The 26128-nt window shown below is 40.9% G+C and carries 31 protein-coding genes and 1 other annotated feature; of the genes, 5 read left to right on the forward strand and 26 right to left on the reverse strand.

The features are described from left to right. Window positions 1-114 precede the first annotated feature (114 nt). The 10 genes from B1K52_RS02090 to B1K52_RS02135 all read right to left on the reverse strand — a co-directional run bounded on the left by B1K52_RS02090 (window position 115) and on the right by B1K52_RS02135 (window position 10395). Window positions 115-732 carry a P-loop nucleotide/nucleoside kinase family protein gene (locus tag B1K52_RS02090; RefSeq protein ID WP_077304885.1) on the reverse strand — a complete coding sequence of 206 codons (618 nt, stop codon included), beginning with the start codon at window positions 730-732 and terminating at the stop codon, window positions 115-117. 69 nt (window positions 733-801) lie between these two features. After that, window positions 802-1668 (reverse strand): class II fructose-bisphosphate aldolase, encoded by an 867-nt coding sequence (locus B1K52_RS02095; protein WP_077304888.1) that lies wholly within the window; start codon window positions 1666-1668, stop codon window positions 802-804. A 38-nt stretch (window positions 1669-1706) separates the two neighbouring features. Further along, complete coding sequence (locus B1K52_RS02100; RefSeq protein WP_077304889.1) at window positions 1707-2111, reverse strand: hypothetical protein; 405 nt, start codon at window positions 2109-2111, stop codon at window positions 1707-1709. 15 nt (window positions 2112-2126) lie between these two features. Beyond that, window positions 2127-3416, reverse strand: a complete 1290-nt coding sequence (locus B1K52_RS02105) for a PTS sugar transporter subunit IIC (protein ID WP_077304892.1) — start codon at window positions 3414-3416, stop codon at window positions 2127-2129. A gap of 36 nt (window positions 3417-3452) precedes the next feature. Next, window positions 3453-3761 carry a PTS sugar transporter subunit IIB gene (locus B1K52_RS02110; RefSeq protein ID WP_077304895.1) on the reverse strand — a complete coding sequence of 103 codons (309 nt, stop codon included), beginning with the start codon at window positions 3759-3761 and terminating at the stop codon, window positions 3453-3455. Further along, window positions 3758-5887 carry a BglG family transcription antiterminator gene (locus B1K52_RS02115; protein WP_077304898.1) on the reverse strand — a complete coding sequence of 710 codons (2130 nt, stop codon included), beginning with the start codon at window positions 5885-5887 and terminating at the stop codon, window positions 3758-3760. Before B1K52_RS02115 ends, B1K52_RS02110 begins: the two co-directional genes overlap by 4 nt. A 157-nt stretch (window positions 5888-6044) precedes the next feature. Beyond that, entirely contained in the window at window positions 6045-7409 is a 1365-nt protein-coding gene (locus B1K52_RS02120; protein ID WP_077304901.1) for an amino acid permease, read from the reverse strand. Window positions 7410-7552: 143 nt separating this feature from the next. Further along, a complete protein-coding gene (locus B1K52_RS02125; RefSeq protein ID WP_077304904.1) occupies window positions 7553-8899 on the reverse strand; it encodes an amino acid permease in 1347 nt (448 codons plus the stop codon). Window positions 8900-8973: 74 nt separating this feature from the next. Then, window positions 8974-9200 (reverse strand) — a binding site (T-box leader). Between the two features lie 72 nt (window positions 9201-9272). Then, window positions 9273-10067 (reverse strand): 2-keto-4-pentenoate hydratase, encoded by a 795-nt coding sequence (locus B1K52_RS02130; RefSeq protein WP_077304907.1) that lies wholly within the window; start codon window positions 10065-10067, stop codon window positions 9273-9275. 139 nt (window positions 10068-10206) lie between these two features. After that, window positions 10207-10395, reverse strand: a complete 189-nt coding sequence (locus B1K52_RS02135; protein ID WP_077304910.1) for a hypothetical protein — start codon at window positions 10393-10395, stop codon at window positions 10207-10209. 132 nt (window positions 10396-10527) lie between these two features. On the opposite strand from B1K52_RS02135, the gene B1K52_RS17815 reads away from it, so the two are divergent. Continuing rightward, window positions 10528-10701 carry a hypothetical protein gene (locus B1K52_RS17815; RefSeq protein ID WP_179106429.1) on the forward strand — a complete coding sequence of 58 codons (174 nt, stop codon included), beginning with the start codon at window positions 10528-10530 and terminating at the stop codon, window positions 10699-10701. Here the strand turns inward: B1K52_RS17815 and B1K52_RS02140 are convergent. Then, window positions 10698-11330 (reverse strand): DUF2306 domain-containing protein, encoded by a 633-nt coding sequence (locus B1K52_RS02140; RefSeq protein WP_077304912.1) that lies wholly within the window; start codon window positions 11328-11330, stop codon window positions 10698-10700. The two genes, B1K52_RS17815 and B1K52_RS02140, sit on opposite strands and share 4 nt — an antisense overlap. A gap of 56 nt (window positions 11331-11386) precedes the next feature. Beyond that, entirely contained in the window at window positions 11387-11935 is a 549-nt protein-coding gene (locus tag B1K52_RS02145; RefSeq protein ID WP_077304914.1) for a TetR/AcrR family transcriptional regulator, read from the reverse strand. Window positions 11936-12111: 176 nt separating this feature from the next. Between B1K52_RS02145 and B1K52_RS18165 the strand changes: the two genes are divergently transcribed. Both B1K52_RS18165 and B1K52_RS02150 read left to right on the forward strand, forming a co-directional pair. Beyond that, window positions 12112-12237 (forward strand): hypothetical protein, encoded by a 126-nt coding sequence (locus tag B1K52_RS18165; RefSeq protein ID WP_256855819.1) that lies wholly within the window; start codon window positions 12112-12114, stop codon window positions 12235-12237. 112 nt (window positions 12238-12349) lie between these two features. Then, window positions 12350-13018, forward strand: a complete 669-nt coding sequence (locus tag B1K52_RS02150) for a hypothetical protein (RefSeq protein WP_077304917.1) — start codon at window positions 12350-12352, stop codon at window positions 13016-13018. Between the two features lie 295 nt (window positions 13019-13313). On the opposite strand, the gene B1K52_RS02155 is transcribed toward B1K52_RS02150, so the two are convergent. The 3 genes from B1K52_RS02155 to B1K52_RS02165 form a co-directional block, all read right to left on the reverse strand. Continuing rightward, window positions 13314-13958: a hypothetical protein gene (locus B1K52_RS02155; RefSeq protein WP_077304920.1), complete on the reverse strand. Its 645-nt coding sequence runs from the start codon at window positions 13956-13958 to the stop codon at window positions 13314-13316. Between the two features lie 193 nt (window positions 13959-14151). Continuing rightward, window positions 14152-14718 (reverse strand): NADPH-dependent FMN reductase, encoded by a 567-nt coding sequence (locus tag B1K52_RS02160; protein WP_077304923.1) that lies wholly within the window; start codon window positions 14716-14718, stop codon window positions 14152-14154. After that, window positions 14715-15785, reverse strand: coding sequence for an LLM class flavin-dependent oxidoreductase (locus tag B1K52_RS02165; protein ID WP_077304926.1), 1071 nt, complete (start codon window positions 15783-15785; stop codon window positions 14715-14717). Before B1K52_RS02165 ends, B1K52_RS02160 begins: the two co-directional genes overlap by 4 nt. A gap of 120 nt (window positions 15786-15905) precedes the next feature. On the opposite strand from B1K52_RS02165, the gene B1K52_RS02170 reads away from it, so the two are divergent. Both B1K52_RS02170 and B1K52_RS02175 read left to right on the forward strand, forming a co-directional pair. Next, window positions 15906-16274 carry a winged helix-turn-helix transcriptional regulator gene (locus B1K52_RS02170; RefSeq protein WP_077304929.1) on the forward strand — a complete coding sequence of 123 codons (369 nt, stop codon included), beginning with the start codon at window positions 15906-15908 and terminating at the stop codon, window positions 16272-16274. Between the two features lie 106 nt (window positions 16275-16380). Next, entirely contained in the window at window positions 16381-16959 is a 579-nt protein-coding gene (locus B1K52_RS02175; protein ID WP_077304932.1) for a YjgB family protein, read from the forward strand. A 77-nt stretch (window positions 16960-17036) separates the two neighbouring features. On the opposite strand, the gene B1K52_RS02180 is transcribed toward B1K52_RS02175, so the two are convergent. The 11 genes from B1K52_RS02180 to B1K52_RS02235 form a co-directional block, all read right to left on the reverse strand. Next, window positions 17037-17669 carry an FMN-dependent NADH-azoreductase gene (locus B1K52_RS02180; protein ID WP_077304935.1) on the reverse strand — a complete coding sequence of 211 codons (633 nt, stop codon included), beginning with the start codon at window positions 17667-17669 and terminating at the stop codon, window positions 17037-17039. A gap of 177 nt (window positions 17670-17846) precedes the next feature. Beyond that, window positions 17847-18356: a DUF3231 family protein gene (locus B1K52_RS02185; RefSeq protein WP_077304938.1), complete on the reverse strand. Its 510-nt coding sequence runs from the start codon at window positions 18354-18356 to the stop codon at window positions 17847-17849. Window positions 18357-18942: 586 nt separating this feature from the next. Continuing rightward, window positions 18943-19554: a DUF421 domain-containing protein gene (locus B1K52_RS02195; RefSeq protein WP_077304943.1), complete on the reverse strand. Its 612-nt coding sequence runs from the start codon at window positions 19552-19554 to the stop codon at window positions 18943-18945. A gap of 139 nt (window positions 19555-19693) precedes the next feature. Then, window positions 19694-20173, reverse strand: a complete 480-nt coding sequence (locus B1K52_RS02200; RefSeq protein ID WP_077304946.1) for a GNAT family N-acetyltransferase — start codon at window positions 20171-20173, stop codon at window positions 19694-19696. Window positions 20174-20204: 31 nt separating this feature from the next. Further along, the gene (locus tag B1K52_RS02205) at window positions 20205-20573 is read right to left on the reverse strand and encodes a VOC family protein (RefSeq protein WP_077304949.1); all 369 of its coding nucleotides are present in this window, start codon (window positions 20571-20573) and stop codon (window positions 20205-20207) included. A gap of 35 nt (window positions 20574-20608) precedes the next feature. After that, window positions 20609-21034 carry a DinB family protein gene (locus tag B1K52_RS02210; protein WP_077304952.1) on the reverse strand — a complete coding sequence of 142 codons (426 nt, stop codon included), beginning with the start codon at window positions 21032-21034 and terminating at the stop codon, window positions 20609-20611. Window positions 21035-21172: 138 nt separating this feature from the next. Then, window positions 21173-22318 (reverse strand): family 43 glycosylhydrolase, encoded by a 1146-nt coding sequence (locus B1K52_RS02215; RefSeq protein WP_077304955.1) that lies wholly within the window; start codon window positions 22316-22318, stop codon window positions 21173-21175. Between the two features lie 18 nt (window positions 22319-22336). Beyond that, entirely contained in the window at window positions 22337-23122 is a 786-nt protein-coding gene (locus tag B1K52_RS02220) for an HAD-IIA family hydrolase (protein WP_077304958.1), read from the reverse strand. A 22-nt stretch (window positions 23123-23144) separates the two neighbouring features. Further along, window positions 23145-23402 carry a DUF6171 family protein gene (locus B1K52_RS02225; protein WP_077304959.1) on the reverse strand — a complete coding sequence of 86 codons (258 nt, stop codon included), beginning with the start codon at window positions 23400-23402 and terminating at the stop codon, window positions 23145-23147. Then, on the reverse strand, window positions 23399-24613 hold the full coding sequence (locus B1K52_RS02230) for a sn-glycerol-1-phosphate dehydrogenase (protein ID WP_077304962.1): 1215 nt from the start codon (window positions 24611-24613) through the stop codon (window positions 23399-23401). Before B1K52_RS02230 ends, B1K52_RS02225 begins: the two co-directional genes overlap by 4 nt. Then, a complete protein-coding gene (locus B1K52_RS02235; RefSeq protein WP_077304965.1) occupies window positions 24613-26103 on the reverse strand; it encodes an alpha-N-arabinofuranosidase in 1491 nt (496 codons plus the stop codon). The genes B1K52_RS02230 and B1K52_RS02235 overlap by 1 nt, the downstream gene beginning before the upstream one ends. Window positions 26104-26128 lie beyond the last annotated feature (25 nt).

Raw genomic sequence — 26128 nt, forward strand, 5'->3', positions numbered from 1 at the left:
AAAAACTCTTCTAGTAGACAGACATTAGTGATCTGTAACTAAAAGAGAAATATATAGTAAGGAACTTTTAAAATACCGCGCTCAATCTAAAAACTTACATGTAAGATATACTAATTAATGTATAGCTTCCTCCAAGTATATTCCAACCTTCTTAATCAGCTCTGAATAATTAACTCTTGAAAAGTCGGTTACATCTACCTCAACTAACTTTCCCATCTGAAATAAATCGTAACCTCTCGTTGTGCACCGTTCTATAAACTCGTTGTATGTGAGTAAGCCATCTGCCTCATTTCTATTCTCCAAACGATCACCAATCCGGTATGATGATACAACATGACTTAAATGCCTAGATGTATCTAAATCTCTTTTTCTTTGGCGTTCGTACAAAATATCCAAATCAGCTATCAGACGAATTGTCACGACTTTATATTGGTACTTTTCTGTTAATCGTTGAAGAAATGGTTGCTGTTTTTTACTGAATGGATAATCAGTTATGATTTTCTTTTCTGCGTGCATCTGATAATCCAACGCTTCATAATATTTATTCCATGCTCTTTCCACAAGCTTTTGTTTTTCCTTCAAGTTTTGAAACCCATATATATCGAAATAATGCTCTTTTAAATCGTCTGGTGAAATTTTTGAATACGGTCCTAAATTCTCATCAATAATTTTGCTTAAATATGTTTTACCTGTTCCCGGAAATCCAGCTAGCAATATTAGTATTTTACACAATTAATCACCTTCTATCTACCTACTAGTTACGGGTAAGGCAGTTTCCCTTCTGCTTCATATTTATATAAATTACCTCAATATAAGGGAGCGATCCTCAATGTTCATAAAGATACTGATTTTGTGTTTAACTACTTCTTTTACTGCCTGATTGCATGGAATTATATTATGTCGCAGTGATTTGGTTTCTTTCGTCTCTTCAAATGTTTCTTTTGCTTTTCTAGTCCAAGCCACCAGCAATTCCGTACCTACATTGAATTTACGGATCCCATTGTTAATTAATTCATGTATATCCTGCTCGTTTACACCGGTTCCTCCATGAATAACTAATGGTACATCAACCACTGCATCAATCTCTCTTAATAATGGTATATTTACTTGCGTCTTTGATTTATATTGACCATGATTAGTACCTATAGCTACTGCTAGTGCATCTACTTTAGTCGCCTTAACAAACTCTACCGCATCTTTTGGGTTCGTATAAACCTTATCATCTTCACCTACATGTATTCCTTCTTCTGTTCCGCCAATGGTCCCTAGTTCTCCTTCAACAGAAACCCCTTGCTTATGCGCATATTCCACTACTGCGCGTGTTTTCATAATATTTTCTTTCAAAGGTAAGTGCGAACCATCAAACATAACAGATGTATATCCTTTATCAATAGCTTCTTTAATGTCATCAAAATTTCTTGCATGATCCAGATGCAATACTACATCTACCATTTCTTTTGTTGCCATAGACTTGCATACCGCAACAAAATTTTCATGGCCGATATATTTTGCAGTATCTATACTTGTTTGAATAATAATCGGTGAACCCTGTTCTTTCGCAGCACGAATCATATCAGGCAGCATTTCTAAATTGTGTGCATTGAAAGCACCGACTGTATAATTTAGTTGCTCAGCTTTGCTTGTAACTTCTTTTAAAGTAGTATACATGGATAATTTCGCTCCTCTTAACAATAATTTGGTACTACTTACCGTACACCTCGTGTTACATCTTTAGAGACTTGCATCATCTGATCCATTTTCTCCAGATAGACCTGCAAGGATTTATCGTCATTCATTCTCGCTGCCTCTGCCCTTTTTTTGTTATATAAACTTAGTAAACTCTTGTATCCATCTCCCAGTGTTTTCTTATGTTGAATACTCTTTTCAAGCGCATCTATTGCCTGATCGTCTTCTCCGATTTTCAAATATGTCATACCAATAACCTCATAGATTTTAGCCTTTTCCTCTTCATCTGCCTGAATTAGTTCTTGTTCTCTCATAGAGATTGTGCGTAGCATCTCTTCTTTGTCTTCTTCCGTTATAATCGCCGTTTCCGGCTCAATGGACTCTTGTTTTGGTTTCTTTGTTTTCTTCTTACCAAATCCAAACATTAATTCTTCCCCCTTTTAAAACGCTTTTAGAAGCGGGCCAATTAGCCATGCATATAGTAAAGCAGCAGTTACTGTATCAACGTCAGTCGCTGTCGTATTCACAAAACCCATAGAATTAAAAGTAGTGACTAGCAGCGCAGGAAGTAGTGTGATGAAGAAGCCATGTGCAATACCACCAATAACTGCTCCGCGTCTTCCGCCAACTAGATTACCAAATATCCCCGCCGTTCCCCCTGCAAAGAATGCCGTCAGCATACCTGGTAAGATCATAGCTAACCCAAACACCGGCAGTACGAACATGGCAATAACACAGCCAATAGTAGTTGTAATAAAACCTACAATCACCGCATTAGGACTAAATGGAAAAAGCACCGGACAATCCAAAGCAGGTTTGGCATTGGGAACAAGGCGCATGGCAATCCCTCTAAACGCAGGAACAATTTCTCCTAACAACAAACGGACCCCTGATAATAGTACGTACACTCCTACTACGAACTGAATTGCTTGGAGGAATGCAAACATTAAATAATGTGTATCACCTGATAATGTAGAAGCGAACTCTGCACCAGCAAATGCTGCTGTAATAATATAAAGCGGAACCATAATAACCATTACTGAAAGGTAGGTATCTTGTAAGAATTCTAATTGAGCTGGAAGCTTTAAGTCTTCTACCGACTTTTTCTTATCTCCTTTTTCCCCGAATACTTTTGCTACACCTGCTTCAAACACATAGCCAACTGTGCAAAAATGTCCTAATGCTATGTCATCTGAGCCTGTAATCTTACGGACAAACGGCTGTGCGATTGCCGGCATAGCAACTGCAAATACAGCACCAATGAAACCGCCTACCAAAATCAGTGTAATACCTCGCAGCCCTGCAAAATAACCAAACACAGTTGTCATAGTAGCCATCCAAAGTATGGCTTGACCTGTTAAGAAAATGTACTTCCACTTAGTAAATCGAGCAATGATTATGTTAAAAACAAAGATAGCAAGGAAGGTTAAAGCAATGTCACGCCCTAGTCCTAATTCATTCATGGCCTGACCGTTAATAGCCTCAATAGATGGGACAATTCCCTGCATGTGAAACCCTTCTGCAAAGATCTTACCGAAATATGTTAAACTCCCCACAATGATACTGGATCCAGCAACCAATACCATAAATCCAAGCATTGTTTTTAATGAGCCAGAAATTACTTGCCCAGCTGATTTTTTCTGCAGAATTAAACCTAGCATAGCAATCAATGCTATTGTGACGGATGCCTGCGTCAAAATGTTTTCGATTATAAAGTTAATAACACTCATACGCTATCTTCCTCCCTCGCTTTTCCTTTCTTCTAATTAAACGAAAGCCCCTTTTTCTTTTAGGATAGGAGTAATTTTATCTTCAATTTCCTGCTTCGATACAATATTGCGCAAGTAAACTATCGTTGTTTGTTTAGAATCTATTGAAAACTTCTCAAACTGTGATTGGAAGTTCTGTGCCGTGATAATAATATCCGGCTTTGCTGAAGCTGCAGAAGAAATATCACTATGATCCAATCTAGCTTCTACACCTAATTTAGTTAACACATCTTCTGCTGCCATTTGACAAGCAAAACTGCTTCCTAAGCCCGCGCCACAAACAAACAAGATATTTAACTTTTTCATGAAAATCTCTCCTTCTCAAATTTATTTTCTTCGCTTCCATAAAGCACCTTATTGAACGTATCTGCATCTTGTACTGCTATTAATCTATTTATTTTTTCTTGATCATTTATTAAATCAATCAGATTTCTCATTACATTAAGATGTGAATAAGCGTCTACCGCTGCAAGGCAAAAAATTATTCTCACAGGATCATTATCCGGATTTCCGAAATTAACTGGTTCTTTTAAAGTCATGACACTAACTCCTAGTTTATTTACGCCATCTTCAGGTCTTGCATGCGCTAATGCTAAATGTTTACCAACAACTATATATGGTCCATATTCTTCAACAGATTTAATCATGGCAGTTATATAACTTTCTTCAATAACTGATTCTTTCAATAAAATCTCAGCAGATTTCGTTATGGTTTCTTTCCAATCTTTACATTCTTGATTCAAAAGAATATTGGTCTCCTTTAGGATATCCTGTAGCATTGGCTGAATCTCCCTTGTATTGATTTTTAAATGATGGCTTTTAAATGTCTCTTCTAATCTTTGATAACTCTCTTTCGTGATTTGACCTCCACTTTCAATCATTAGTGATAAGACATCTTGCATCAGTTTTGTAGCGTCTAAGTTATTGGATACTACTCTTCTTTTATCTTTGTTTTTTTGTAAAAAAGCTTTTATCTCCTTACTATCACTTTCACGCAAAATAGGATTGAGTACTAAGAGTGGTTTTCTCTTGTAATTAATAGGAATTGTCGTAAATACTAAATCTACATCTAACTTGTCAATAAACGGCAATTCGTGCGAGCTTAGCACTGCTACAATATCTATATTGAAATGTTCCTTTAGATTTGCTGCCAACAACTTTCCTGTCGACAGACCGTGGTTGCATAACACAACTGCCTGATAAGAGGATTGTTTTTCCTGCTTCCACCAGCTCGCAGAAGTTGAAAAATAAACGGTAAGAAATCCAATTTCATCTTCCGACAGTGTTTTTTTAGTGTGTTTCTCTATTTGCTTCCTAAAGCAGGAAACTGCTTTATATAAATCGGTATACGATTCCTTAATAGTCTCTTTCAAAGGATTAGAAGCCTGGATATCATTTTTCGCCCTACTTAACAGTCCTGTGATATGCTTATACAATCCTTCATATAAATCTTCCTCTCTTTGCGAAAAGGGGATTCCAGTCATTTTCTCTACATGCTCAATTAGTTGAATAGCAAGCAGTTGCGCTGTAACCCAATCAATTGAATTATTCATATCTTTCGGATTAAAAGATTCGATGGCTGCTGTAATGTACTCTCTTTCACTTAGCGGAATATCTAAATTAAATTCACTGCAGATCGAACTTATAAAGTCTTTAATGGGTCCTTTCATATATCCGATTTTAAAATCGCAATATTCAATTATTTCATTGCCTTCTTGCACCCTTCGTTTCCAAATTGCTAACAACAAAATTACCTGATTACGATATACATAATTAACTTTAATCTTGCATCTTTCTAAAACTTCATCATAAAGTTTACGAATTGTATTTAATACTTTGGCATCTAGATAATCCAACCCTAATCGATCCGGGATAGAGAGTACTACCTCTGTATCTACTGCTCTCATTAAATAATCGATATCAACCATATTTGTAATAACTTTATACAATATGGCCCTTATGGAGCGCTCATCCCCTTGGAATACAACGCCTTGCTTCGGCAGACTTACGACTGATACGTCATGGTCTTTCACAAACAAACGTAACCTTCTCATATCTTCATCTAATGTACTTTTTGAAACTTGAAGCTTTTCTTCCATTTCATAGAGAATCGTTGTAGTCAATGGATTAACAATATCTAGAAGTAATACAAGAAATCTCTCATTAGGTCCATAATAAGCGTGTGTTATTTCATCTCCGATATTTAGAAGTAACCTCTTACGTTCTTTCTCAGAAAGATTTAATTTCAATCCTTTCCCTCTTGCGGTGATAATCTGTGGGTAATCATTTTCAGCAAGATAGTCATTAATTAGAACTAAATCGTTCCGAAGCGTCCGTTCACTAATAAAAAATTCTTTACTCAGATCTTTATAAGTCAAAAAGGAATTAACCGAAGAGAATCTAATTAGTATTTTCTGAGTGCGCTCTTTCATGCATGTAACCCCTTTCATAGTTTGATTATATGTTGTCAGTTTCAGAAAGTTTAGTGTACATTTTTGCAACTTAAACTCGCAATATTGTAAGCGCTTACCAAAAATGCACGACTATCCTTTCTCTTGAAATAAAAAAAGCCCTATATAAGGGCTTTTCTCAATTACTTCTGGTATTATTTCTCGCCTTCACTCGAATCTGATAAACAACCAGCAATAGGATAAACCACACCGGCGTTACAAACAAAGCAATTCGTGTGTCTTCAGCTAAAGCAAGTACAACGACAACGAACGCTAAGAAAGCTAAAATTAAGTAGTTCGAGATTGGTGATAATGGCATTTTGAACTTACTTTTCTTTGCTAATTCCGGACGTGTTTTACGATATTTCAAGTGAGCAAGTACGGTTATGCTCCAAATAAAGATGAAGCAAACTGTTGAGATACTCGTGATCAGCGTGAAAACACCTTCAGGAATAATGTAGTTGAGCACGACTGCAATTAAAATGATAATCATTGAAAAGAACAGTGCGTTCTTAGGTACTTGGCGCAAATTCAATTTCTTAAATGGCTTCGGTGCGTGATCCTCTTTTGCCAGCGAATATACCATCCGGCTTGTACTGAACACAGCACTATTACAAGCAGAAGCAGCCGATGTTAACACAACGAAGTTGACAATACCTGCCGCAGCTACGATTCCGACAGCTGTAAATACTTGTACAAACGGACTTTTGGCCGGATTGATTGCATCCCATGGATAGATACTCATAATGACGATGAGTGCACCAATGTAGAAGACAAGAATTCGAATCGGAATATTATTAATTGCTTTAGGAATAACCTTCTCCGGATTTTCTGTTTCTCCAGCTGTCAGTCCGACAAGTTCGATTCCGACGAAGGCGAACACGACCATCTGGAATGACAGAATAAATCCATGTACGCCATTCGGGAAGAAGCCGCCATGATCCCAAAGATTCGAAAAGCTGGACGGTCCAGCATCGGTGGAGAATCCGCGAAGAATCATATACACACCGACAACAATCAAAGCCAAAATAGCAATAATTTTTATTAGAGCGAACCAAAATTCCATTTCTCCAAATAATTTCACTGTCGCAAGGTTCATGATCAGCAAAATAACAAGTGCAATTAATCCTGGCATCCACTGTGGTACTCCCGGGAACCAAAACTTCGTATAGATACCAACAGCTGTTAAATCGGCCATTGCGATGGAAACCCAACAGAACCAGTATGTCCACCCAGTGACAAAGGCAGCTCTGTCACCAAAGTAATCCCCGACAAAGTCCACAAAAGATCCGTATCCTAAATTACTAAGCAGAATTTCTCCCAATGCTCGCATGATAAGAAAACAAAAAATACCGGTAATCAGATAAGCAAAAAGAATAGATGGTCCGGTTAGATGAATCGATTTGCCGGCACCTAGGAACAACCCCGTCCCGATTGCACCGCCAATTGCAATTAATTGAACATGCCTATTCTTTAATCCTCTGGCTAGTTTTTCTTCAGCCATGTTTATGCTCCCCTCTTCTTCATTTCGAGTATGGAACATATAGAAAGCCCTGACTCAAAATAAGTATACTATTATATAGTATCGAAACAGCTAGAGGCGTGCAATAATCAAATTTTTCTAAAACTTAATATATCGTGTAGGTATTAAATCTTATTTCTGCGTTTCTTCATTACGTATGCCCCAATAATAATGAGATAAATAACCAATGTTATCCCGGTAATTACCACAGCAGTTGTCCAGATCACACCAATTAAGATGAGTAGCAGCGCAGTGATTGCAAGCCACGTTGTCACCGGAAAAGCTTTGACATAATAAGTACTTTTATCAGGCTGGCTCTTTCTCGATTTCAAGTGCGCGAATGAAATAATTAGCCAAATGAACAAGACAGTGTACCCAAGGGATCCCATCAAGTAATCAAACGTCTCGCTGCCGATAAAGAGTGAAATAAGCACTCCTACATATAAGAAAGACGTACAAACAAGTATCGAAACGACTGGTACTTGCCGCTTGGAAAGCCAAGCGAAACGTTTGGAAATCCTTCCGTCCAATGCTTGTGTGTAAAGAACGCGAGATGAACCATACAGGCCAGAGTTCATGGACGAGATAATTGCCAAAAGAATAACCGCATTCATCACATGATCCGCACCAGGAATTCCGATAAGCTGGAAGACAAGTACGAACGGACTTACTGCAGATTCATTCACTTCATTCCAAGGAATCAGACTTACAATAATAAAGAACGGAAACAGATAGAACGCTATAATACGCGTTAAGGTGCTGCGAACTGCTCTTGGTACGACTTTTTCCGGATTTTTTGTTTCAGCTAATGTGACACCAATAATTTCTGTTCCGCCATATGAATAAATAACGACCAACATCGCTGAAATCAAACCACCTGCGCCATTCGGCAGAAATCCGCCATGAGCTGTCAGATTAGAAAAGCCGGGTGCTGTATGATCTCCGAAGGATACAAGCAGCAATACAATACCAGCCAAGATGAACAAAATAATAACACTTATCTTAATTAATGCCAGCCAGTATTCTGTCTCGGCAAATGTTTTTACAGAGAATAAATTAACAGCTGTCACAAGTACTGCGACAATTAGCGTCAAAAGCCAGACCGGGTAATCTGGCAGCCAATACTGCAAAAAGATTGCCGCAACCACAGCTTCAGCAGCAATATTTAATACCCACATCTTCCAGTAAATCCAATCAAGGAAGAATGCTGGAAACTTACCAATACTGGACTGGACCAGATCGCGAAATGTTCTCGCATCTTTATTTTGTACTGCCATTTCAGCAAGACCTTGCATAACAAATAATAGAATAATGCCGCCTAGCAAATAAGCAAGTATAACAGCAGGTCCTGCCAAATCAACAGCTGAGCTTGAGCCTTTAAAAAGCCCTGCACCAATTGCACCACCTAGTGCCATCATCATAATATGGCGCGCTGTCATGGTGCGCTTCAGTCCATGTTGTTCTTTCTTCATCATTTTTACCTCCATTTAAGTATTGCAGATTCTATAGAAAAAAAAGCCTTCCGTCTCTTCTCCATATGTGATGGAAAAGAGACGGAAGGCTTTTTGTGCTTTCCGCGGTACCACTCTCGTTGGTTCTAAGGAACCCGCTTTTCACCTTGTAACGAAGGTAACTCGTCAAAACCTAAAGAATCTGTCCTTCAGTTCTGCTGCTCCAGGGTGAGTTCGAGGAAAACACAGGCTGCGTTTCACCAATCCGCAGCTCTCTGTCAGCTGTGTCTGTTCCTCTACTACTCCCATTCGTCGCTTTTGTTAAAATATTTCGACCAAATTAATAATCCTAACTATAAGCGCCGCTGAATAGTTTGTCAATAAATCTTACAAATTAGTTGACTTCCAATTTTATCTGACCTATAAGACTAAAATCAGCTCTAAAGATGCCTCTTGCTAATGGAATCGGTGATAGAAATGTACCAGAGCTTATTGCCATGCCTTTCTTTAAGTATTGATTTCTTTCGGCTAGTTTCTGCGTCAGCCAAGCGACAGATGAAACTGGGTTACCCATTACCTCTGTTGCATAGCCTCTATTAATATGCTCCCCATCATGCGTAAGCGTCAGCTTAATTTGCGCAGCTTCCTCTAGTGTTAAATCATCTCTCCCACCCGCTGCCAGTACAACTTTTCCCGTCACGCCATTATCACAAATTAAATCAGACAACTGAAATTTCGGGAACCAATCAGCAAATCGGGAATCAGGAATTTCTATCCCTGCATGAAGAACGGTTTTCTCCAAGATCTCTTGTTCTGCTGCTCCGAAGCTTAAATCTTCTTTCAGAACGAATACGATCTCGGGCTCCAGCAGTGGTGAGAGCATCGAAGCTAGCTCTAGCTCCGTGTCTCCTCTATGTAAAGTATCTTCAAATAATGTCCCAAATGCCGGTTCGCTTGCGCTGAATAAGGCCTGCGTACTAGGGCTTGTCATGCTGATTTTATAACCCTTTATTTCTTTTCCAGTCTGCTTTAATCTTTTAGCTGCAAACACTTGCTGCACATCATACGATTCTTCGACGGAAAGATGTTGCACTTTGCTGAAGAAATCAATCGGCTGTTTCGTTTCATATACTTCCAGAAGCTGTGCTGCTAGCTGCTCTTTCGTAACCTGCTTCACCTGTTCTGCCATCTTTCCCTCTCCTTTTATCTAAATAATCAAATTTTATAGAATTATAGTACACCTTTCATGTTATTGCCAGTTGTTGCCCTATGGAAATAAATCTTTTTCCATAAAAAAGGCACCTATCCTTCGATAGGTGCCTCCCTCATTATTTCTCTATCACTTTAGCAGATGTCACATTCGCTAGATTGACAACTTCACCAGCTACTCCAAACCAGCCATTCTCACTAGCTTTGATCTCGTTCACTACATGAACATAGGAACCAGACTGGTAATCTGTGAATGTATACTTATCTCCGCCGACAAATGTAAACTCTACATCAAACTTTTCCTGCACGAATAGTGCCTCCTTTGATTTTACCTTCTTAATTAAATATCCCAAAGTTAACACGGTTAAACACATATTTGCTTATTATCAAACTATTTAGTAATCTTAAAGGGCAGCAGCTTGCTACAGAGGGAGATCATGATGGGAAAACATATATTCTTGCATCTTGTTGGCACCTTTATTTTAATTGGCGGCATCTATTTATCACTTACAAACACATTCATTGGTGTTGGGATGGCAATGGTCGGAGCTATTCTGCTTGGAGCAAGCTCCTATTTCGTACCTAGTAAGAAATCAAAGCAGCCGAAACTTTAGAACACATTACTCTTTTTCCGTTTAAGATAAACTAGGACAAACAGCAGATTTGGAACCCAGCAGATCCATGCTGTGTAGGCATAATACACCTCATATTGCTGGAAACCAAAAACAAACACAAATAAACCGAGCCAAATTCGCAGTGTCACCGCAGCAAATGTTAGACTGTAATTCACCATAGTCCAGTATCGATGCTGGACTATTTTTCTTTGGGTAGCTGCTTTGACTGCAAGGATTACCGATATGAACCAAACAATAGCAAGCATACCGAAACCGGTTTGAGCAATCACGCCGCCTGTAGCATAATAAGCTAGATACAACCCAGAAACTCCTCCACCTATTACGCCGGCTGTATACATATAGCCCATGCGTTTATGCAGCATTTTGTTTTTCTGTCTTACCTTTTCCATTAGTAAAAAAGGACCTAGTACAAGCGCGAAGATACTTGTCACAATGTGAACGCCGAGCATCACTTTCCACACACTAGATAGAATCTCTCCTAAACTGATCTTCTGCATAATAAAACCCGCTTTATCCATTCCAACTATTCCGTACTGCACAACAGAATAAATAGCGATTCCTATTGCCAGCACTAAAACGATACGCATTTGCATTCTTTTTGTAATCACAAAGCTCCCCCTTTCATTTTGACCAGTGGTCAATTAAAGTAGATAAAAAAGACCACTCAGATGGTCTCTCTTAAAAAATCAACATGCACTGCAGCTGATTTGGCAACTCCCTCAAAACTTGGGATGCGGTGTAGGTGAAGAGATACAAATCCATGCAGCGCTAGAAAAATTGAGTAAATCGCCTCATTCTGAAGTTCTTTACCGCTAGCTTCTCGCACTGCTGCTGCGAATTTTTCATAACTCGCAGTGGCCGACTGCTGCATTAGACTATCCATTTCTTCACTTTTCAGTAAAAACATCAATTCATATTGATGCGGATAATTAAGACCGAAACGCAAAAATGCAAGAAACAACTCCTGCAATTTATCGTTTTCTGCCTGCTTCACTGTAAGATCAATGAGTAGATTTAATTCATCAAAATAAAACGCTAATACCTCTGAAAAGAGAGTTGTCTTATTCTTAAAATGATAATACAAAGCGCCATGGCTGCATCCTAAATCCTTCGCAATACCACGCATGGAGACTTTTTCATAACCTTGTTCAATAAACAATGTTCTTGCCTGCTCGATAATACGCCTTCTTGTTAATTCAGCTATTTTCCACACCTCTTTGACCAGTGGTCAGTTTTATTATATGCAAATCCCTCTTTATCTGTCTATTATATTCTTTAGACAGCAATCGACACAATCTATGAAAAACTTACAAAACACCCCTCTACCGCCATGCTCCCTATTTTCTTAGAATAAAATCAAGACAAGTACATGACGAGAGGGTGAGCAATGTGACGTTACTCCAGAAGTACATTTCCAGTCTTTATCCATTCAAAAAAGGCGATCCTGGCGGTGCAACCATTCTGTATTTGGCTGCCACTTCTCACTTAGAACTTTCTCATTTTTACTACTCTTAAATGTTTCTCCTATGTACAATATAAACATTTCACAACACTTATTTGGTCATTCCTTCCAATTGTGTTACATTAGAAACAACTACATAACTGTTAGAGATTGGAAGGATTAGCGTTGAAAAGAGCTCGTATATGCTTTTTAATACTGCCTGTTTTTCTTTTACTATTTACAGCATGCAGCAATGCCGAAGAAGAAACAGAACAGCAAAAAAACACGGAAACTGAAACGGAAGCACATACAAGAGATAGTGAAGCAGATCAAGAAGAAACAACACCAGAAACAGCAGCCAACTCTGAACAGGAATCAAGTGATGCTTCAAATAATAAGGGTGAGAACGATACATCTGTAGAGGTTGAGGCAGAGACGAAGCAATTGGATTCTGACCAGCAAACAAAGGTAGTAAACAGCGCAGATGAAGCTATTGCACTGCTCAAGGAACGTCTCGCTATCAAAGAAAAAGATGGTCTTATTATCGATCCAATGGGCGGAAGCCTCGAGGAAGATGAAGCTGGAGCTTATTATACTTTGGTGACGAAAGTAAAGGAATGGGTAGAGAATGGCGGATCCGGTACTGCTGGTATTTACCGTGTGTATGAAGATGGTACAATCATTGATCAATATACAGAAGAGCCTGTTGAACAAACGGAGACAAAAGTTGTCACCAGCCCGAACGACGCCGCTGAACTGCTCGAGGAACAACTCAACATCAAAGATAACAAAGACCTTATTGTTGGCACAGCTGAACACAGTGAAAAAGATAAAATGGTACTTATTATTATGTAACATTAAAGTCTGAATCGGCAATGACAAACAGCGGTACTGGTACTGCGGGCATTTATCGCGTCTATGAAAACGGCACAATTATTGATGCTCAAGCAGAAGCTGCTAACAGAGAACCTAGTGGGATTAACTAAAAAGAGGCAGCCATTTTGGTACTAGCCCTAAAGGATACTAATAAAAAAACACCTCCAATTCTTAAAACGGATAGTATCCGAAAGACTTGGAGGTGTTTTTTAAGAACAAAAGTATGAAACAGAAAGCCGACGAATGATGTACCGGCAGAAGAGATTACGCCGTATCAGAACTCTTTTCTCCAGTCTTCTTGTTCCAGAATAGCACCACTTTCTGCTACATAGGAAAAAATAACGGTACCGTGTTCTAAAATACCCTCCTCTTGTAAATAGGAGACAAACGCATTAAACTGCTTATCGTCTTGTTCTTCTTTCTCACGTGCCACATCTATACGAATAAGCGGCGATACTTCATGTTCTTTATAACTTCCTGGTTCAGAAGCGTCTATTGATAATTCTTTACCTATTTCGTTATCAAACAGAGCGAAATAATCATGCACATCTGTAAAATTTTCTTCTAGATAGGCTCGGATATCATTTTCCAACTCTTCCCTCCATTTATCAGACACGTAGGTATCAATTAGCTTTCTGGTCTCATCGTCCTCATATATCAAAAATTCTACGCCATTGTTTGTGTTACGAGCTTTTGCTGCGTATTCAAATTCAAAGTTCCCCATATTATCATATAAAGTGTCAAATATCTCAAAGTCCCCATTAAAATTCTCACTCAGATAGCTGCTGGCTTTATTCTTAATCGCATCTTCTTTTTCACTGTCGGGTGACATTCCGATTATAAAAGAAACTGCCAGAATAGCAATTATTATAGCTATTCCAATTAATATTCCGAGAATTATTTTTAAGACCTTATTCAAGATATCCGCTCCTTTTTGATTTTTAGACTAACTTATACACCACTTACATTCATCTCCCCATTATAAAGAACCACATAGATAATTAATGCATATATAGTTATTTCTAACAATATATGTATCCAAGGTTGTATTAGATATCGACAAAAAAAAGAGGCAGCCATCTTTCCAGACAGCTGCCTCTTTTTGTTTCTATTTAAAAATCATACTCTGCTTCTCTTTTCTCTCTCACACTTAGTTGTGCTTCCGCTAAGTCAAATGCATCCTCTGCCAATCGCTGAAGTCGGAGATGTACGTCGTCATTGATGACATTTCCGTTCAGGAAGTCTTTTTCTTCGACAAATACATATGATGCTACGATATGTGCTTTCATATAAGACAAAATCGGTTTTAGCTGCTGTTCTGCAACAAGGTAATGCTTTGCTGAACCTGCTGTAACAACAATCCCCGCTACTTTATCCCGAAATGCCTGTGTAGGCAAAAGATCGAATACATTTTTCAATGTCCCTGGTATGGAAGCTTGGAAAATTGGTGTGCCAATAAACAGAATATCTGCTTCCATCAGCTTTTGCGTCACATATGCTGTATCACCTGTGTACTCTAAATAGTTTCTTCCATCACTGAATTGGAGCTTATAATCAGCCAAATCCAATAGCTCATGGTCCGCATCCGGATAGGCTTTGAGCATTTCTTCCCAAAGCAAAGACATCGCTGTTTTGGTTTTAGATCCGACGATTGATCCTGCTAAACCTACTACCCTCATGCATCCGTTCCTCCTTGCTTCGTATATTTCTTAATTGCCGGCAGAATTTCCGTTCCAATCAACTCAATATTACGTTCCATCTTCTCAAACGGTACGCCGCCGAAATCAAGCTGTGCCAGATAGCGCTGATGACCGAATTGCTCATGCTGATAAAGAATCTTCTCGATAATCTGCTGGGGGCTGCCGACATTAATAATGCTGCGGTGATCTTGGGCCTGTGCAAATAACTGTTTCGGGAATCCTTGTCCGTTTGTTTTCTTCATACCCTCATTTATATGCGGATAATAGTCGCGCAAAGCTTCTTGTGTTGTTTCTGCTGCGTAGAAGAAGCCTGTTGTTGCTACTGGAATCTGTGTTGCGTCAAATCCACGTGCTGTTAATGCTTCACGGTAGGCGTCAATTGTTCGCTTGAATACACTTGCAGGTCCGCCAAGCATGGCAGTAATCATTGGTACCCCAGCATAACCAGCTTTAATCGCACTCGCTGGTGTTCCGCCTACAGCACGCCAAATAGGCAATGAGCCTTCCACCGGACGCGGCAGCACTTGCGCGTTCCGCAATGGTTTGCGGAATTCTCCGCTCCAGTTTACAACCTCTTCCTGATTGATCTGCAATAGCAAGTCGAATTTCTCTTCAAAGAGTGCTTCGTAGTCGTGCAAATCATAACCGAGCAATTCAAATAATCCGACACGCGAAGCACGTCCGGCTACAATTTCAGCTCTTCCGCCCGATAGCAAATCAAGCGTAGCAAAATTCTCATATACCCGTACTGGATCGGAGGTACTAATAATCGTTGAGGAACTGCCGATTTTTATCTTCTCCGTCGCTTGTGCAATTGCGGCCAATATAACTGCGTGAGCCTGCGATGCAAAATAAGGCTGATGGCTTTCCCCGACACTAAAGAAATCAAGACCAGCTTGATCTGCTAACTGTGCCAATCGCACCAACTGCTGCACTCTCTCTTGCGCAGAAATTCGTTCTCCTGTATGCGGATTAGCTAAATGATCACCTAATGTGTAAATACCAAATTCCATACCTTTACTTGGATCAATACGATAATTTTCCATAAATCTGTCTCCCTAAATTTTATCTTACAGCCATTATCCACCAAGGATTACTTATTGGAAAGTACGCACTTAAAAGTGGTATAGTATAAAAAAAGATACTGTGGAAGCGGGGGATAAAAGATGGACAATCATAACGAAGAAATTGTGCCGGAAATGTGTAAAGTAACAGATGCACTTGGTATCTTAGTTGGAAAGTGGAAACCTGTCATTCTGCTTCATTTGCTGAAGAATGGAACACAGCGGTTTAATGAACTGAAACGTAGTTTGCCCGGAATTACACAGAAAATGCTGACAAACCAGCTTCGTGAGCTAGAAGAAGAAGACATTATCGAGCGTAAAGTATACGCCCAAGTGCCTCCAAAAGTGGAGTATTCAATTACAGATTACGGCACAAGCCTAGAGCCCATTCTACATGCCATGCATGTATGGGGAACAAATCATACGATTCATAAGCAAACAAAACGAAATAATCAGGCGGAAGCTAAATAAAAAAGATGGACTGGTGACAGTTCATCTTTTTCGTTTTTTATAACGCTTATGTTTACGAGCGCAAATGTTGCGGTAAACAGAACTATAACTAAAGGAGGAATACATCATGGCAAGAAAGAAACCAGTACACATGGCAGCGTTAGGCATCCTTACTGCCGGAACTGTTTTAGGAACTGGGAGCTTAATTGCACCGAGCCAGGCCGATGCCGAACCTCGAAAATCAACGAACGTTTCCGTAACGGCAGAGTCAGCGCATGGGATGTTAATCAACCTTTATAGTCAGGCAGCAAATGGCGCATCCATTGATATCGCCAGCGATTTCACAATTGGAGAAACAACACGTGCTGATGTCATTGATAAAATTGGACAACCTTATACTTCGGGAACATTTGATACCTATCATGCAGAAATGGGAAATCCCGGTTTTCACTTTAAATACAACCAAGATGGCATCTTAAAAGAAATCCGTTACCTTGGCACGAACGTAGAACGCAAGACAAACTTAGGCAGCATTACGCCTGCTGTGTTAGAGCAGCAGATTGGAAAAGCTGATACAATAACTTCCATTCCGTCAACAGACCAGCATAAATATAGTTACGAGACTGGCAGCTATCAGCTGGAGTTTATCGTTAACGATGACACCCTTAAAGTGGATCATGTGAATCTTGTGACCGAGACCTATTAGATGATTTATATTAAAAGCTGAGCAGAAAAAAAGCAGAGAAACCGAAGTTTCTCTGCTTTTTTGTCTGTATAAGATACTTAGTTTTTCAAACGTGCTGCTGCTTCTTTTACTTGTCCAAGACCATCTTCGATGATTTGAGCTGCTTGATCAGGAGAAGCATTATGTCCTTCAATAACAACTTCATCGATGATTTCCATACCGAAAACGCCGCCGAATACATTGCGCATGTAGTTAAGAGACATTTCCATAGGTGCAGCTTCGGGTAGAGAGTAAACGCCTCCGCGTGCATTAAGGAAGATCGCTTTCTTGTCTGTCATCAATGGAATTAAGCTACCTTCTGCACTGTATTTGAATGCAAAGCCTGCAGCATATACATAATCAATGAAAGTCTGCAATTTAGCAGGAATTGTCAAGTTCCATAGTGGGAACGCGAATACAACGACATCTGCTGCTGTAACCAAATCCATCGCTTTTTGCTTAGCAGCCAATAGACGCTGCTCTGTATCATTCAGTTCAGCACCATTTTGCACTTTACCGAAAGCATCGAACAATTCTTGTCCGAAATATGGTGTATCCTCTGCGAATACATCATACGTAGTAACAGAAAGATTTTCTGCACCTTCTATTTCTTGCATGAATGTTTCATACATTTTACTCGAAATCGCCTCAGAAGCTGGACGATTATTTGCTTTAACTACTAATACGTTCATTTGTAAAAACCTCCATTATATCTCAATCTGGAATCGTATTCCCCTAAATCCCCTAGTGACTATTATTAAGTTTTTTAGTTAAAACAACAAGTACGCACTTAAAAGTGGCATAGTATCTTAAAGGATACTATTGGAGAATGACAGCAAAAAAGCAGCCATCTGTGGCTGCTTCCTTGGTTAACCTTCTTTATTTGGCTGATGCAGCGGCGGCGGCATCAGCCAGCCTTTTTCCTTCAATAACTTCAAGAATTTTGCACCTAGCATTGCTTTATTCGTATGGAACTGCCCGAACATCATGCCAACATCTTCACGAATAGATTGTCCCATCATTGTGCTGCATGCAACAAGACCTGCAGCTACACCAGCTGAAGCAGTTGCTGCTACATCAGGATCAATGAATCGTGCGCCAACTGGAATAGATTCCAGTTCCACTTTTGGCGGTTCTGGTGCAGACGGCGGTAAAGCGATGCCATTCGCCCGCAAGATTTCCGACACCTGTTTCACTTCTTCTTTTGCTCCATCAATTGCGTCTGTCATAAGTTTTTTCAAGTCGTCATCGCCTACATGGTTTAACAACATTTGATGATTTGCAATCATCTTATTGCCTGTCAAAACGAAAGACCAAAGTCCGTAAACTTCTCCGTAATGTAACGGCTCGTCTTGCGGATTTCCGCTCAAGATTCCCATCGTCATCCTCCTAAATAAATTCATCTTTCAGTGCCGCCTTTCTATTGCACATTATTAGAATGACCTGTTCTGCCTTAGTTTATGTAGAAAGGTTTAAACGTATTTGCAAGCAGGTATTAGGCAGACCGGCACCGAGATTCTTTTGACAGCTTGGAATGGGAAAAATCTGCGCAACTTAGATAAGCCTCTCAGCTTGGTTAGTTCAAATTTATCTACACTGAGTGAACAATGCTTACCCAATTCTCCATTACTATTTCAATAAAGATTCTTCCAAATCAGCTGCTTTGGCTATTGCTGCTTTGAAAGATGCACTTCACGTGATGGAACAGCATCTTCCGAAAGAGACATTACCGAATCCAGTCATTGTGATGCAGACATGTTCATCTATCTTTACATTTTTGAATACATTAGACTTTGTTTCAGTGTCTGAAAAAATGAAGAAGCTCCATACCCTAACCTAACAGAATTAGGTGAAAAAGGTTTGCCTATTCAACCAGCACGAGAGAAACTACAAACATTTGACCAAAGAAAAAAGCTTCTTGCCTTATTACATTTAAATACGAGAAAGTGGCCATCTTAAATCATACTAGTTCAAGCGCTGAGAATGTTCTGGCTGGTGACTGCCTTCAATTTCGGAAAACAAATTAGAAGCTGAAGGTTGTACTTTTGCTAAATCTGACTCAACTTGCTCACCAGTTTGTATACCTTTAATCAATTGATGCAACGCAGCCAGATCCTCTTTCGTCGCAGGCTGCTTGTTTTCTTTCAACATATAGCCAAGTTGGCCGCTTGGTTCGACCGTAGCCCATTTGAGATCTTGAATGGAAGCAATTCCTTGCTGCCTGAGCCGCATTTCTAGTTTGTCCACAGATAGTTTTAATTTTTTGAGGGTTTTTACATCCAGCTGCCCATTCTCGATGACAATTTTAGCTTTGCCAGTGAAGAAGGATTCTGCTTTGTTCCATTTTAATTGCAAAAACTCTAATATCATTAGCGTTACAATTAAAAGCGCTGCAATGGCGAAAGTCCCCCAAAGATTTTTCCCGCTAACTGGCTGGATTAGTAACGTACCAATTGAGATCATGATGACAGTCTGGGAAATTGTCATTTGGGATATAGACCTTCTTCCAGAGAACCGAATCAGCAAGATACCGACGATAATAATGAGGATAGATTTCCATATAACATTTAAATCCAATTAAATCACCTTCTGCAGTATATTTTCTTCTTAACTTGCCAGTCTAAGTGAAAAACATGCACGCAGATTATAAAAGCCAGCCTACTCGGCTGGCTTTAACTTTGCTTCGTCTTCCCTTACCCTATACTTACCTGCAGAGTTAAACATGAACTGATACAGGGCAGCTCATTACGATAAGCATTCCTTTTCTCCCCATCACTCGGCGGCCAGTATCCTGATAACCCCCCTTTTCATAAAGCCTGCGGGCTAATTCATTTCCTTCATTTACCGCCAGAACAATCTCTTCTATATGCGGAAACGCTTGCTGCATAAACGCTGGCAATCTTTCCAGAGCTCCTTTTCCATATCCTTTTCCAAGATGGTGATAATCCGTCGAAAAAGTCCGCAAAAGAATGGCTGCTGGGTTATCAGAAAAGCGCTGAACACCCTCTTGTTCATGCAAAGCAAAATAAGTCACCAGTACAGCATCCTCAATTCCCAAGATAGCATGACGATTTGGATTCACTCGGCACAAAGCAACACTTTCAACTGGATGCCCAGTAAAACGCAGCTGCTCTTCTGACAATGTATACGTCTCGATTAAGTGTGCATATTCTTCTCGAAAGCGAGTTAGTTGCATGTTCTTTTCTCCGTTACTACTAAGATTTCCTTCATGATGTCACCCGCACATAATACCCATCATGATCAATTACTCGAAAGTCACGCTTTCCCCATGATCTATCTGCAAGCTGTGATTCTATCTGTGCTGGGTATATACTGAGGAAATTGTTGAAAACCTGGTCTACTTTATCAACTGTCATGATAAGCTCCACTCCCTTTCCTTTTGCCGAATCATGCATAGAATTAAAATAATGATTTGTATTCAAAACAGATTCATCCGTCAACCTTAAGACAGTTCCTCTTGCATCTTCAAAGAGAGCACTTGTTTCGTTGTAACTAGCACACCCTTTTCCTAACAAGCATCGATAGAACACAACGGAAGAAGCTAGATTTTGGACAAATAATTCCACTTGAAACATTCCCTTACCTCCCGATAACACGTGAGTTACACTGTTTAAAACAATGGTCCATCAAATCCATTTAACCTTGCAATCACACCAACTTGTCCAGCATGATACGCTTCATGTGAATACACATGGTGAAACAGCCATTGCATTGTCGGCTCAGAAGGCGGCCGCCAGCCATCCGAAAAATCAGGTACATCAACCAATCGTTCCCACTCTTTCTCCTTCAAGGAATGTAAAACCTTGTCTGTTTCTTCTCGGATACGGATATAGTTGGTTAATGGATTCTGATTGTCCAATTTCCTGCTGTTTTGTTTCATTCCAATTTGAAATACCCAGTAGTCTTCCGTTTGCGCCATATGCTCGATTACCCAGGAAATACTGTTATGATAGGCGTTAGCCTGCCATTTTTCAGCGGTTAGTTGCTGTAAGTAAGGTATTAAAATTTTCCTTACATCATTACGGTATGGAAACAAACTTCCTCATCTCCTTAGATTTACAAGTGACAATATATAGAATATTTTATCAATACATACAATAACCGGAAAGTAAAGTGCCATATTAATTTTTGCTGTATATAAAAAGCCCCTGCACGCACATGCAGGGACTTTCCGTTACTCTATAATAATTTTCGCTTTAGGTACTACTGCTATATCTGTCTTATACCCTGGTTCACCGAAATAAGGCATCTCATCCTTCCAAAAGAAACGCTGTACACGTGCATGCCGGTTTGGATCATAAAGCGGATTGCCTTCAATCTCCTTATAAGGTCTGGCATGGTAGACGAGCAGATCAAAGCCATCTTCTGTCACCGTAAAGCTGTTGTGCCCTGGCCCGTAAAGACCAGTATCAGCAGAGCTCGTCAGCACAGGCTCTGGCACTTTTGTCCAAGCAGCAGGATCCAGCAGATCAGCATCTTCATCCGCATATAAAAGTCCCATAACATAACGGTCATCGGTCGCACTTGCGGAAAAGGTTAGAAACACCTTGCCATAACGGCGAAGAAAGGCAGGGCCCTCATTTACATCAAAACCTGCTCTTTCCCAGTCATACTCTGGCTTGGTGAGCAGCACCTGTTCACCTTTGATTGTCCATGGGTTCTCCATTTCGGCGATATAAAGATTGGAAATGGTGTCGTTCTCTGTTTTTTGCGCCCAGACAAGATACTGCTTGTTATGATGTTCGAACGTCGTTGCGTCCAAGGAGAAGCTCTGAAATTCGGTATTAATAGCTCCCTTTACTGTCCATTCATCCTTTAGCGGATCACCACCACATTCAAATACATACGGGCGGATGGCCCACACATCCTTCTTGTCTCCCGCTGCAACATGTATGTACCATTTACCGTTAATATGATGCAACTCTGGAGCCCAAATATGTTCTGATAGAATACCAGATTCATGCGCCCGCCACACTGTATGCTCCTCTGCTTCGCGCAATCCCTCTATCGTCTTCGCACGGCGCAGGACGATTCTGTCATACTTCGGATAGGAGCCAGTAAAGTAATAGAACCCGTCATCTGCTTTCAAAATATAAGGGTCCGCTCGCTGGGCAATGAAAGGCTCCGGATAATTTTCTACTACTATTTCCCCTTCTACTTCATACACTCCAGCCCTGCTCGTATCAGGTAAAGCCGACCAGCTGACAGGATAGGCGGCTTGCACGCCTTCTTCTATTTGAACATCTACTGCTGTCGGCAATTCGATTGTTTCTCCTTGTTTAACATGCACTTCAATTGGATTAACACTGTCGATTTTCATCTTATCTCCTCCAAATTCTTAAGCGAATGGAAGTTCCTTAATGGAAGGCAGAATTAAATCGGGCTTAATGCTCGAAATAGCTGCCTGCTCCTTTGTTGTATTGCCTGTCAGCACTAATGCTGTCTTTAGCCCGAACATAGCTCCCATTGCTATGTCTGATGTCAAACTGTCGCCGACGATCATTGTCTTTTCCGGATTGCTGCCTGCTTGCTGCATGACTTTTTGATACATAAAGTGAGATGGTTTACCGACGATAATATCGGTTTTCTTCCCTGTTGATGCTTCAATTGCGCCGATCAAACCGCCGACGTCGAGCTGCAGACCGTCCTTGCCTGGAAAAACAGGGTCCTGATTTGTAGCAAGTATTCTCGCTCCATGGATAACGGCGCGAAACGCTTGATTCAAATCATGATACGTAACACCAGTGTGCAAAGAAATAACCAGCCAATCGGCATCTTCAGGCTTTGCAGCAAGTGTCAAACCCGCTTCCTGCAATTCCTCCCGAAGCCCCTCTTCCCCAAGCACCCAAACTGGCAGCTTCGGATAATGTGTCTGCAAGTAATCAGCCGCAAGATACGAAGACATAATAATGTCTTCCTTCTCCCAGTGAATACCTTGCTCCTGAAAATAAGCAGCAATCTGCGTTCTGGAGTGGGTGCCTCGATTACTCAATCCAATCACGCGTTTGCCAGCTTCCTGCAAGGTACGTATCGTATCCGCAGCTCCGTCAATCAGCATGAAATCTTTCCATACGGTACCGTCCAAATCAAATAAAACTGCGTCCAGCTCCTGATAATACGTCATAGCAGTCGCCTCCTTTCTTCCATTATACCTGCTGCCAGCGGTCTCCGTCAGGATCAGGACAGCGCTTATACGGAAGGGAAGCCCGAAACTGAATAAAACAGCCGCAGTGAGCGCATGTATGTTCTGCAGTCAAAGATGGACAAGTATTGCAAATCGCTAAACGCGCCGACACCGCAGCTTCATCTGCTAAAATAGGTTCCAACGCTAACTGCTCTCGGACAAGCACCTCGGCTTCTGCTGCAGAATAGCTTTTTCTCTTCGGACAAGTCGGACAAGTCATCGGCTGCCAATTCGATCCTGCAGCGGATAACTGATTGGCTCTTTTTTATATTGATTCATGAGCAGCAATCCTGTACAGCGATCACGCAGATGATAAGCTTCATTTAAACTATCCTGTACAAGTGATTCCTGGATGCCAATCTCATCTGCTGTCGCAGGAGCCCCCACTTGATATAAGTAATATTGCAATGCTTCTGGCGTAGGCAGTGCGGCGATTTTCAGCCGGATATCCTGCCAGTATTCCTGCAATAAAAGAGCATAATCACCTTCTGCTTCCAGCGGATCAAACTGTTCACTCCAGTTTTTATAAAGTTCGGTGATGATTGCACACGCGACACCAACTTTGGATCCATGCAGCAGCTGTCTTTTGTCGGCTTCCAGCAAATGCATCTCCCAATAATGAGACAAGTGATGCTCTGCTCCAGAAGCGGGCCGGGAAAAGTCCAGTACTTGCATCACAAGGCCCGATTCAATCAGTGCCTCCATCAAAATTTTGATGCCGGCTTCATTTGCTTTGGCGATCTCCTCCACATGCTCCACACAGTTATCAAGCGACTGCCTTGTCATCTTTGCGGCTAGCGCATTATACGGTTCTTTTCCAACTAAAGCAGAAATCTCCCAATCCAACAGAGATGTGAACTTTCCTAAAATATCGCCAAACCCCGCAGCTGTCAGTGCACGTGGTGCAGCACATAAAATATTGAGATCAGCAAAAACTGCGACTGGTGCTGCCGTTTGAATTGTCTGCTTCACACCGCGTAAGATTAATGGTGCACCTTTGGAGGTAAAACCATCAACAGATGCCGCTGTCGGGACACTCACAAATGGAATCGAAAGCTTCTGACTGCAAAAACGGGTAATATCGTGAATCGTCCCCGCCCCTACAGCTAGCAGCACATCTGTATCCATTGGTGTTTCGACAAGCACTTGTACGAGCGAGGCTTCATCTGCATTCACCTGATCATGGTGATTCGCAACCAATTCAACCATCTGAACTCGAATGCCGTTATCTTGCAAATGCACCGCGAGCTGCTCACCTGCTGCAGCTCTTGTTTGAGCATCTACAAGGAGAACTGCCTGCGACCAGTTTTTTTCTTTTAAGAAGGATGCGACAGAAGTGAGCGCTCCTGCTTCTACTTCCAATCGTGGAAAAGTGTCAGCGTTAATTCCATATTCTTCAGCTAATGCGAGCAAATCTGCCGAAAGCTGCATTATGCTCCCTCCTCAATTGTGAGCACCGTAACACTCATTGGCGGCAATGTAACATGCAGTCCTTTGCCGTGCTTTGTGAAATTTGTGAACGCAGTTGTCTGTACTGCATCAGGCTTTTCAAATGTATTTCGGGCATCCTTTTCATTCGCCGTAAGCACCTGGCCGCTTACCCTCCCTGCTGCAGCGCCGCGAAGTTCTGTATCAACTTTCACGTCATTTGTAGCATCAAGATTACAAAAACTAATATGAATCTTGCCATCCTGCCCTTTTGATACCGAGGTAGTGACAGATGGATATGCAAGTTCCCCGTGTGTCAGATCATCTGTTTCCAGATGGAAGGATAGACGGTCTGCATCCTGGTGCACCTGATACAAATCAAATACATGATATGTTGGTGTTTTAATCATTTCCTGTCCTTCTGTTAGAATCATTGCTTGCAGCACATTGACCGTTTGAGCGATATTAGCCATTTGCACACGATCGCTATGATTATTGAAGATATTGAGTGACGCTCCAGCTACGAGCGCATCCCGGATTGTATTTTGCTGATAAAGAAAACCTGGGTTTGTTCCTGGTTCTACGTCAAACCATGTTCCCCACTCATCGATAATCAAGCCGACACGTTTTTCCGGATCATACTTATCCATAATGGTGCCATGCTTTTCAATCAGCTCTTCAATCCATAGCGCACGCTTCAGCGTCAAGTGCCATTCCTTCTCGGTAAAGTCTGTCGCAGAGCCTTTTCCAAGCCAGAAATCACCAGGAATCGTGTAATAATGCAGACTCAAGCCATCCATCATTGTAGCTGCCTCTCGCATGAGTACATCGGTCCAATGGTAATCATCAATATTGGCGCCACCAGCAATTTTGTACAAGGTGTTCTCGCCATAGTTGCGTACATATGTCTGGTATCGACGATAAAGATCTGCATAATATTCCGGGCGCATATTTCCGCCGCAGCCCCAGTTTTCGTTTCCAACCCCAAAATACTTTAGCTTCCAAGGTTCCTTGCGTCCATTTTCCTGACGCCAAGCGGTCATTGGGGATTCGCCGTCGAATGTCATATACTCCACCCACTCCGACATTTCCTGCACAGTTCCGCTGCCAACATTCCCGCAAATATAAGGCTCGGCATCTAGAAGTTCACAAAGTGTAAAAAATTCGTGCGTACCAAAATGGTTATTCTCGACAACGCCGCCCCAGTGCGTGTTAACCATACGCTTACGCTCCTCGCGCGGACCGATGCCATCTTTCCAGTGATATTCATCAGCAAAACAGCCGCCTGGCCAGCGCAGTACTGGTATGTGCAGCTTCTGCAATGCTTCAAGGACATCATTCCGAATTCCTTTTGTATTCGGTATGGAAGAATCTTCTCCGACCCAAATCCCTTCATAAATCCCTCTTCCAAGATGTTCCGCAAAGTGACCGTAAATATTTTTGTTAATTTTCCCTTCGGTAACATCAGCCTGGATTAGTAGTTTCGTTGACATGCGAATCGCTCCAATCTTTATTCAA

This window comes from Terribacillus halophilus (assembly GCF_900162685.1).
GTDB classification, from domain to species: Bacteria; Bacillota; Bacilli; order Bacillales; family Amphibacillaceae; genus Terribacillus; species Terribacillus halophilus_A.

Excerpts from the sequence above, each read along its gene's own strand:
- B1K52_RS02095 (WP_077304888.1), bottom strand. The coding sequence starts at position 1,668 with ATGTATACTACTTTAAAAGAAGTTACAAGCAAAGCTGAGCAACTAAAT.
- B1K52_RS02100 (WP_077304889.1), bottom strand. The coding sequence starts at position 2,111 with ATGTTTGGATTTGGTAAGAAGAAAACAAAGAAACCAAAACAAGAGTCC.
- B1K52_RS02105 (WP_077304892.1), bottom strand. The coding sequence starts at position 3,416 with ATGAGTGTTATTAACTTTATAATCGAAAACATTTTGACGCAGGCATCC.
- B1K52_RS02110 (WP_077304895.1), bottom strand. The coding sequence starts at position 3,761 with ATGAAAAAGTTAAATATCTTGTTTGTTTGTGGCGCGGGCTTAGGAAGC.
- B1K52_RS02115 (WP_077304898.1), bottom strand. The coding sequence starts at position 5,887 with ATGAAAGAGCGCACTCAGAAAATACTAATTAGATTCTCTTCGGTTAAT.
- B1K52_RS02120 (WP_077304901.1), bottom strand. The coding sequence starts at position 7,409 with ATGGCTGAAGAAAAACTAGCCAGAGGATTAAAGAATAGGCATGTTCAA.
- B1K52_RS02125 (WP_077304904.1), bottom strand. The coding sequence starts at position 8,899 with ATGAAGAAAGAACAACATGGACTGAAGCGCACCATGACAGCGCGCCAT.
- B1K52_RS02130 (WP_077304907.1), bottom strand. The coding sequence starts at position 10,067 with ATGGCAGAACAGGTGAAGCAGGTTACGAAAGAGCAGCTAGCAGCACAG.
- B1K52_RS17815 (WP_179106429.1), top strand. The coding sequence starts at position 10,528 with ATGGGAAAACATATATTCTTGCATCTTGTTGGCACCTTTATTTTAATT.
- B1K52_RS02160 (WP_077304923.1), bottom strand. The coding sequence starts at position 14,718 with ATGAGGGTAGTAGGTTTAGCAGGATCAATCGTCGGATCTAAAACCAAA.
- B1K52_RS02165 (WP_077304926.1), bottom strand. The coding sequence starts at position 15,785 with ATGGAAAATTATCGTATTGATCCAAGTAAAGGTATGGAATTTGGTATT.
- B1K52_RS02170 (WP_077304929.1), top strand. The coding sequence starts at position 15,906 with ATGGACAATCATAACGAAGAAATTGTGCCGGAAATGTGTAAAGTAACA.
- B1K52_RS02175 (WP_077304932.1), top strand. The coding sequence starts at position 16,381 with ATGGCAAGAAAGAAACCAGTACACATGGCAGCGTTAGGCATCCTTACT.
- B1K52_RS02180 (WP_077304935.1), bottom strand. The coding sequence starts at position 17,669 with ATGAACGTATTAGTAGTTAAAGCAAATAATCGTCCAGCTTCTGAGGCG.
- B1K52_RS02185 (WP_077304938.1), bottom strand. The coding sequence starts at position 18,356 with ATGGGAATCTTGAGCGGAAATCCGCAAGACGAGCCGTTACATTACGGA.
- B1K52_RS02200 (WP_077304946.1), bottom strand. The coding sequence starts at position 20,173 with ATGCAACTAACTCGCTTTCGAGAAGAATATGCACACTTAATCGAGACG.
- B1K52_RS02205 (WP_077304949.1), bottom strand. The coding sequence starts at position 20,573 with ATGTTTCAAGTGGAATTATTTGTCCAAAATCTAGCTTCTTCCGTTGTG.
- B1K52_RS02215 (WP_077304955.1), bottom strand. The coding sequence starts at position 22,318 with ATGAAAATCGACAGTGTTAATCCAATTGAAGTGCATGTTAAACAAGGA.
- B1K52_RS02220 (WP_077304958.1), bottom strand. The coding sequence starts at position 23,122 with ATGACGTATTATCAGGAGCTGGACGCAGTTTTATTTGATTTGGACGGT.
- B1K52_RS02225 (WP_077304959.1), bottom strand. The coding sequence starts at position 23,402 with ATGACTTGTCCGACTTGTCCGAAGAGAAAAAGCTATTCTGCAGCAGAA.
- B1K52_RS02230 (WP_077304962.1), bottom strand. The coding sequence starts at position 24,613 with ATGCAGCTTTCGGCAGATTTGCTCGCATTAGCTGAAGAATATGGAATT.
- B1K52_RS02235 (WP_077304965.1), bottom strand. The coding sequence starts at position 26,103 with ATGTCAACGAAACTACTAATCCAGGCTGATGTTACCGAAGGGAAAATT.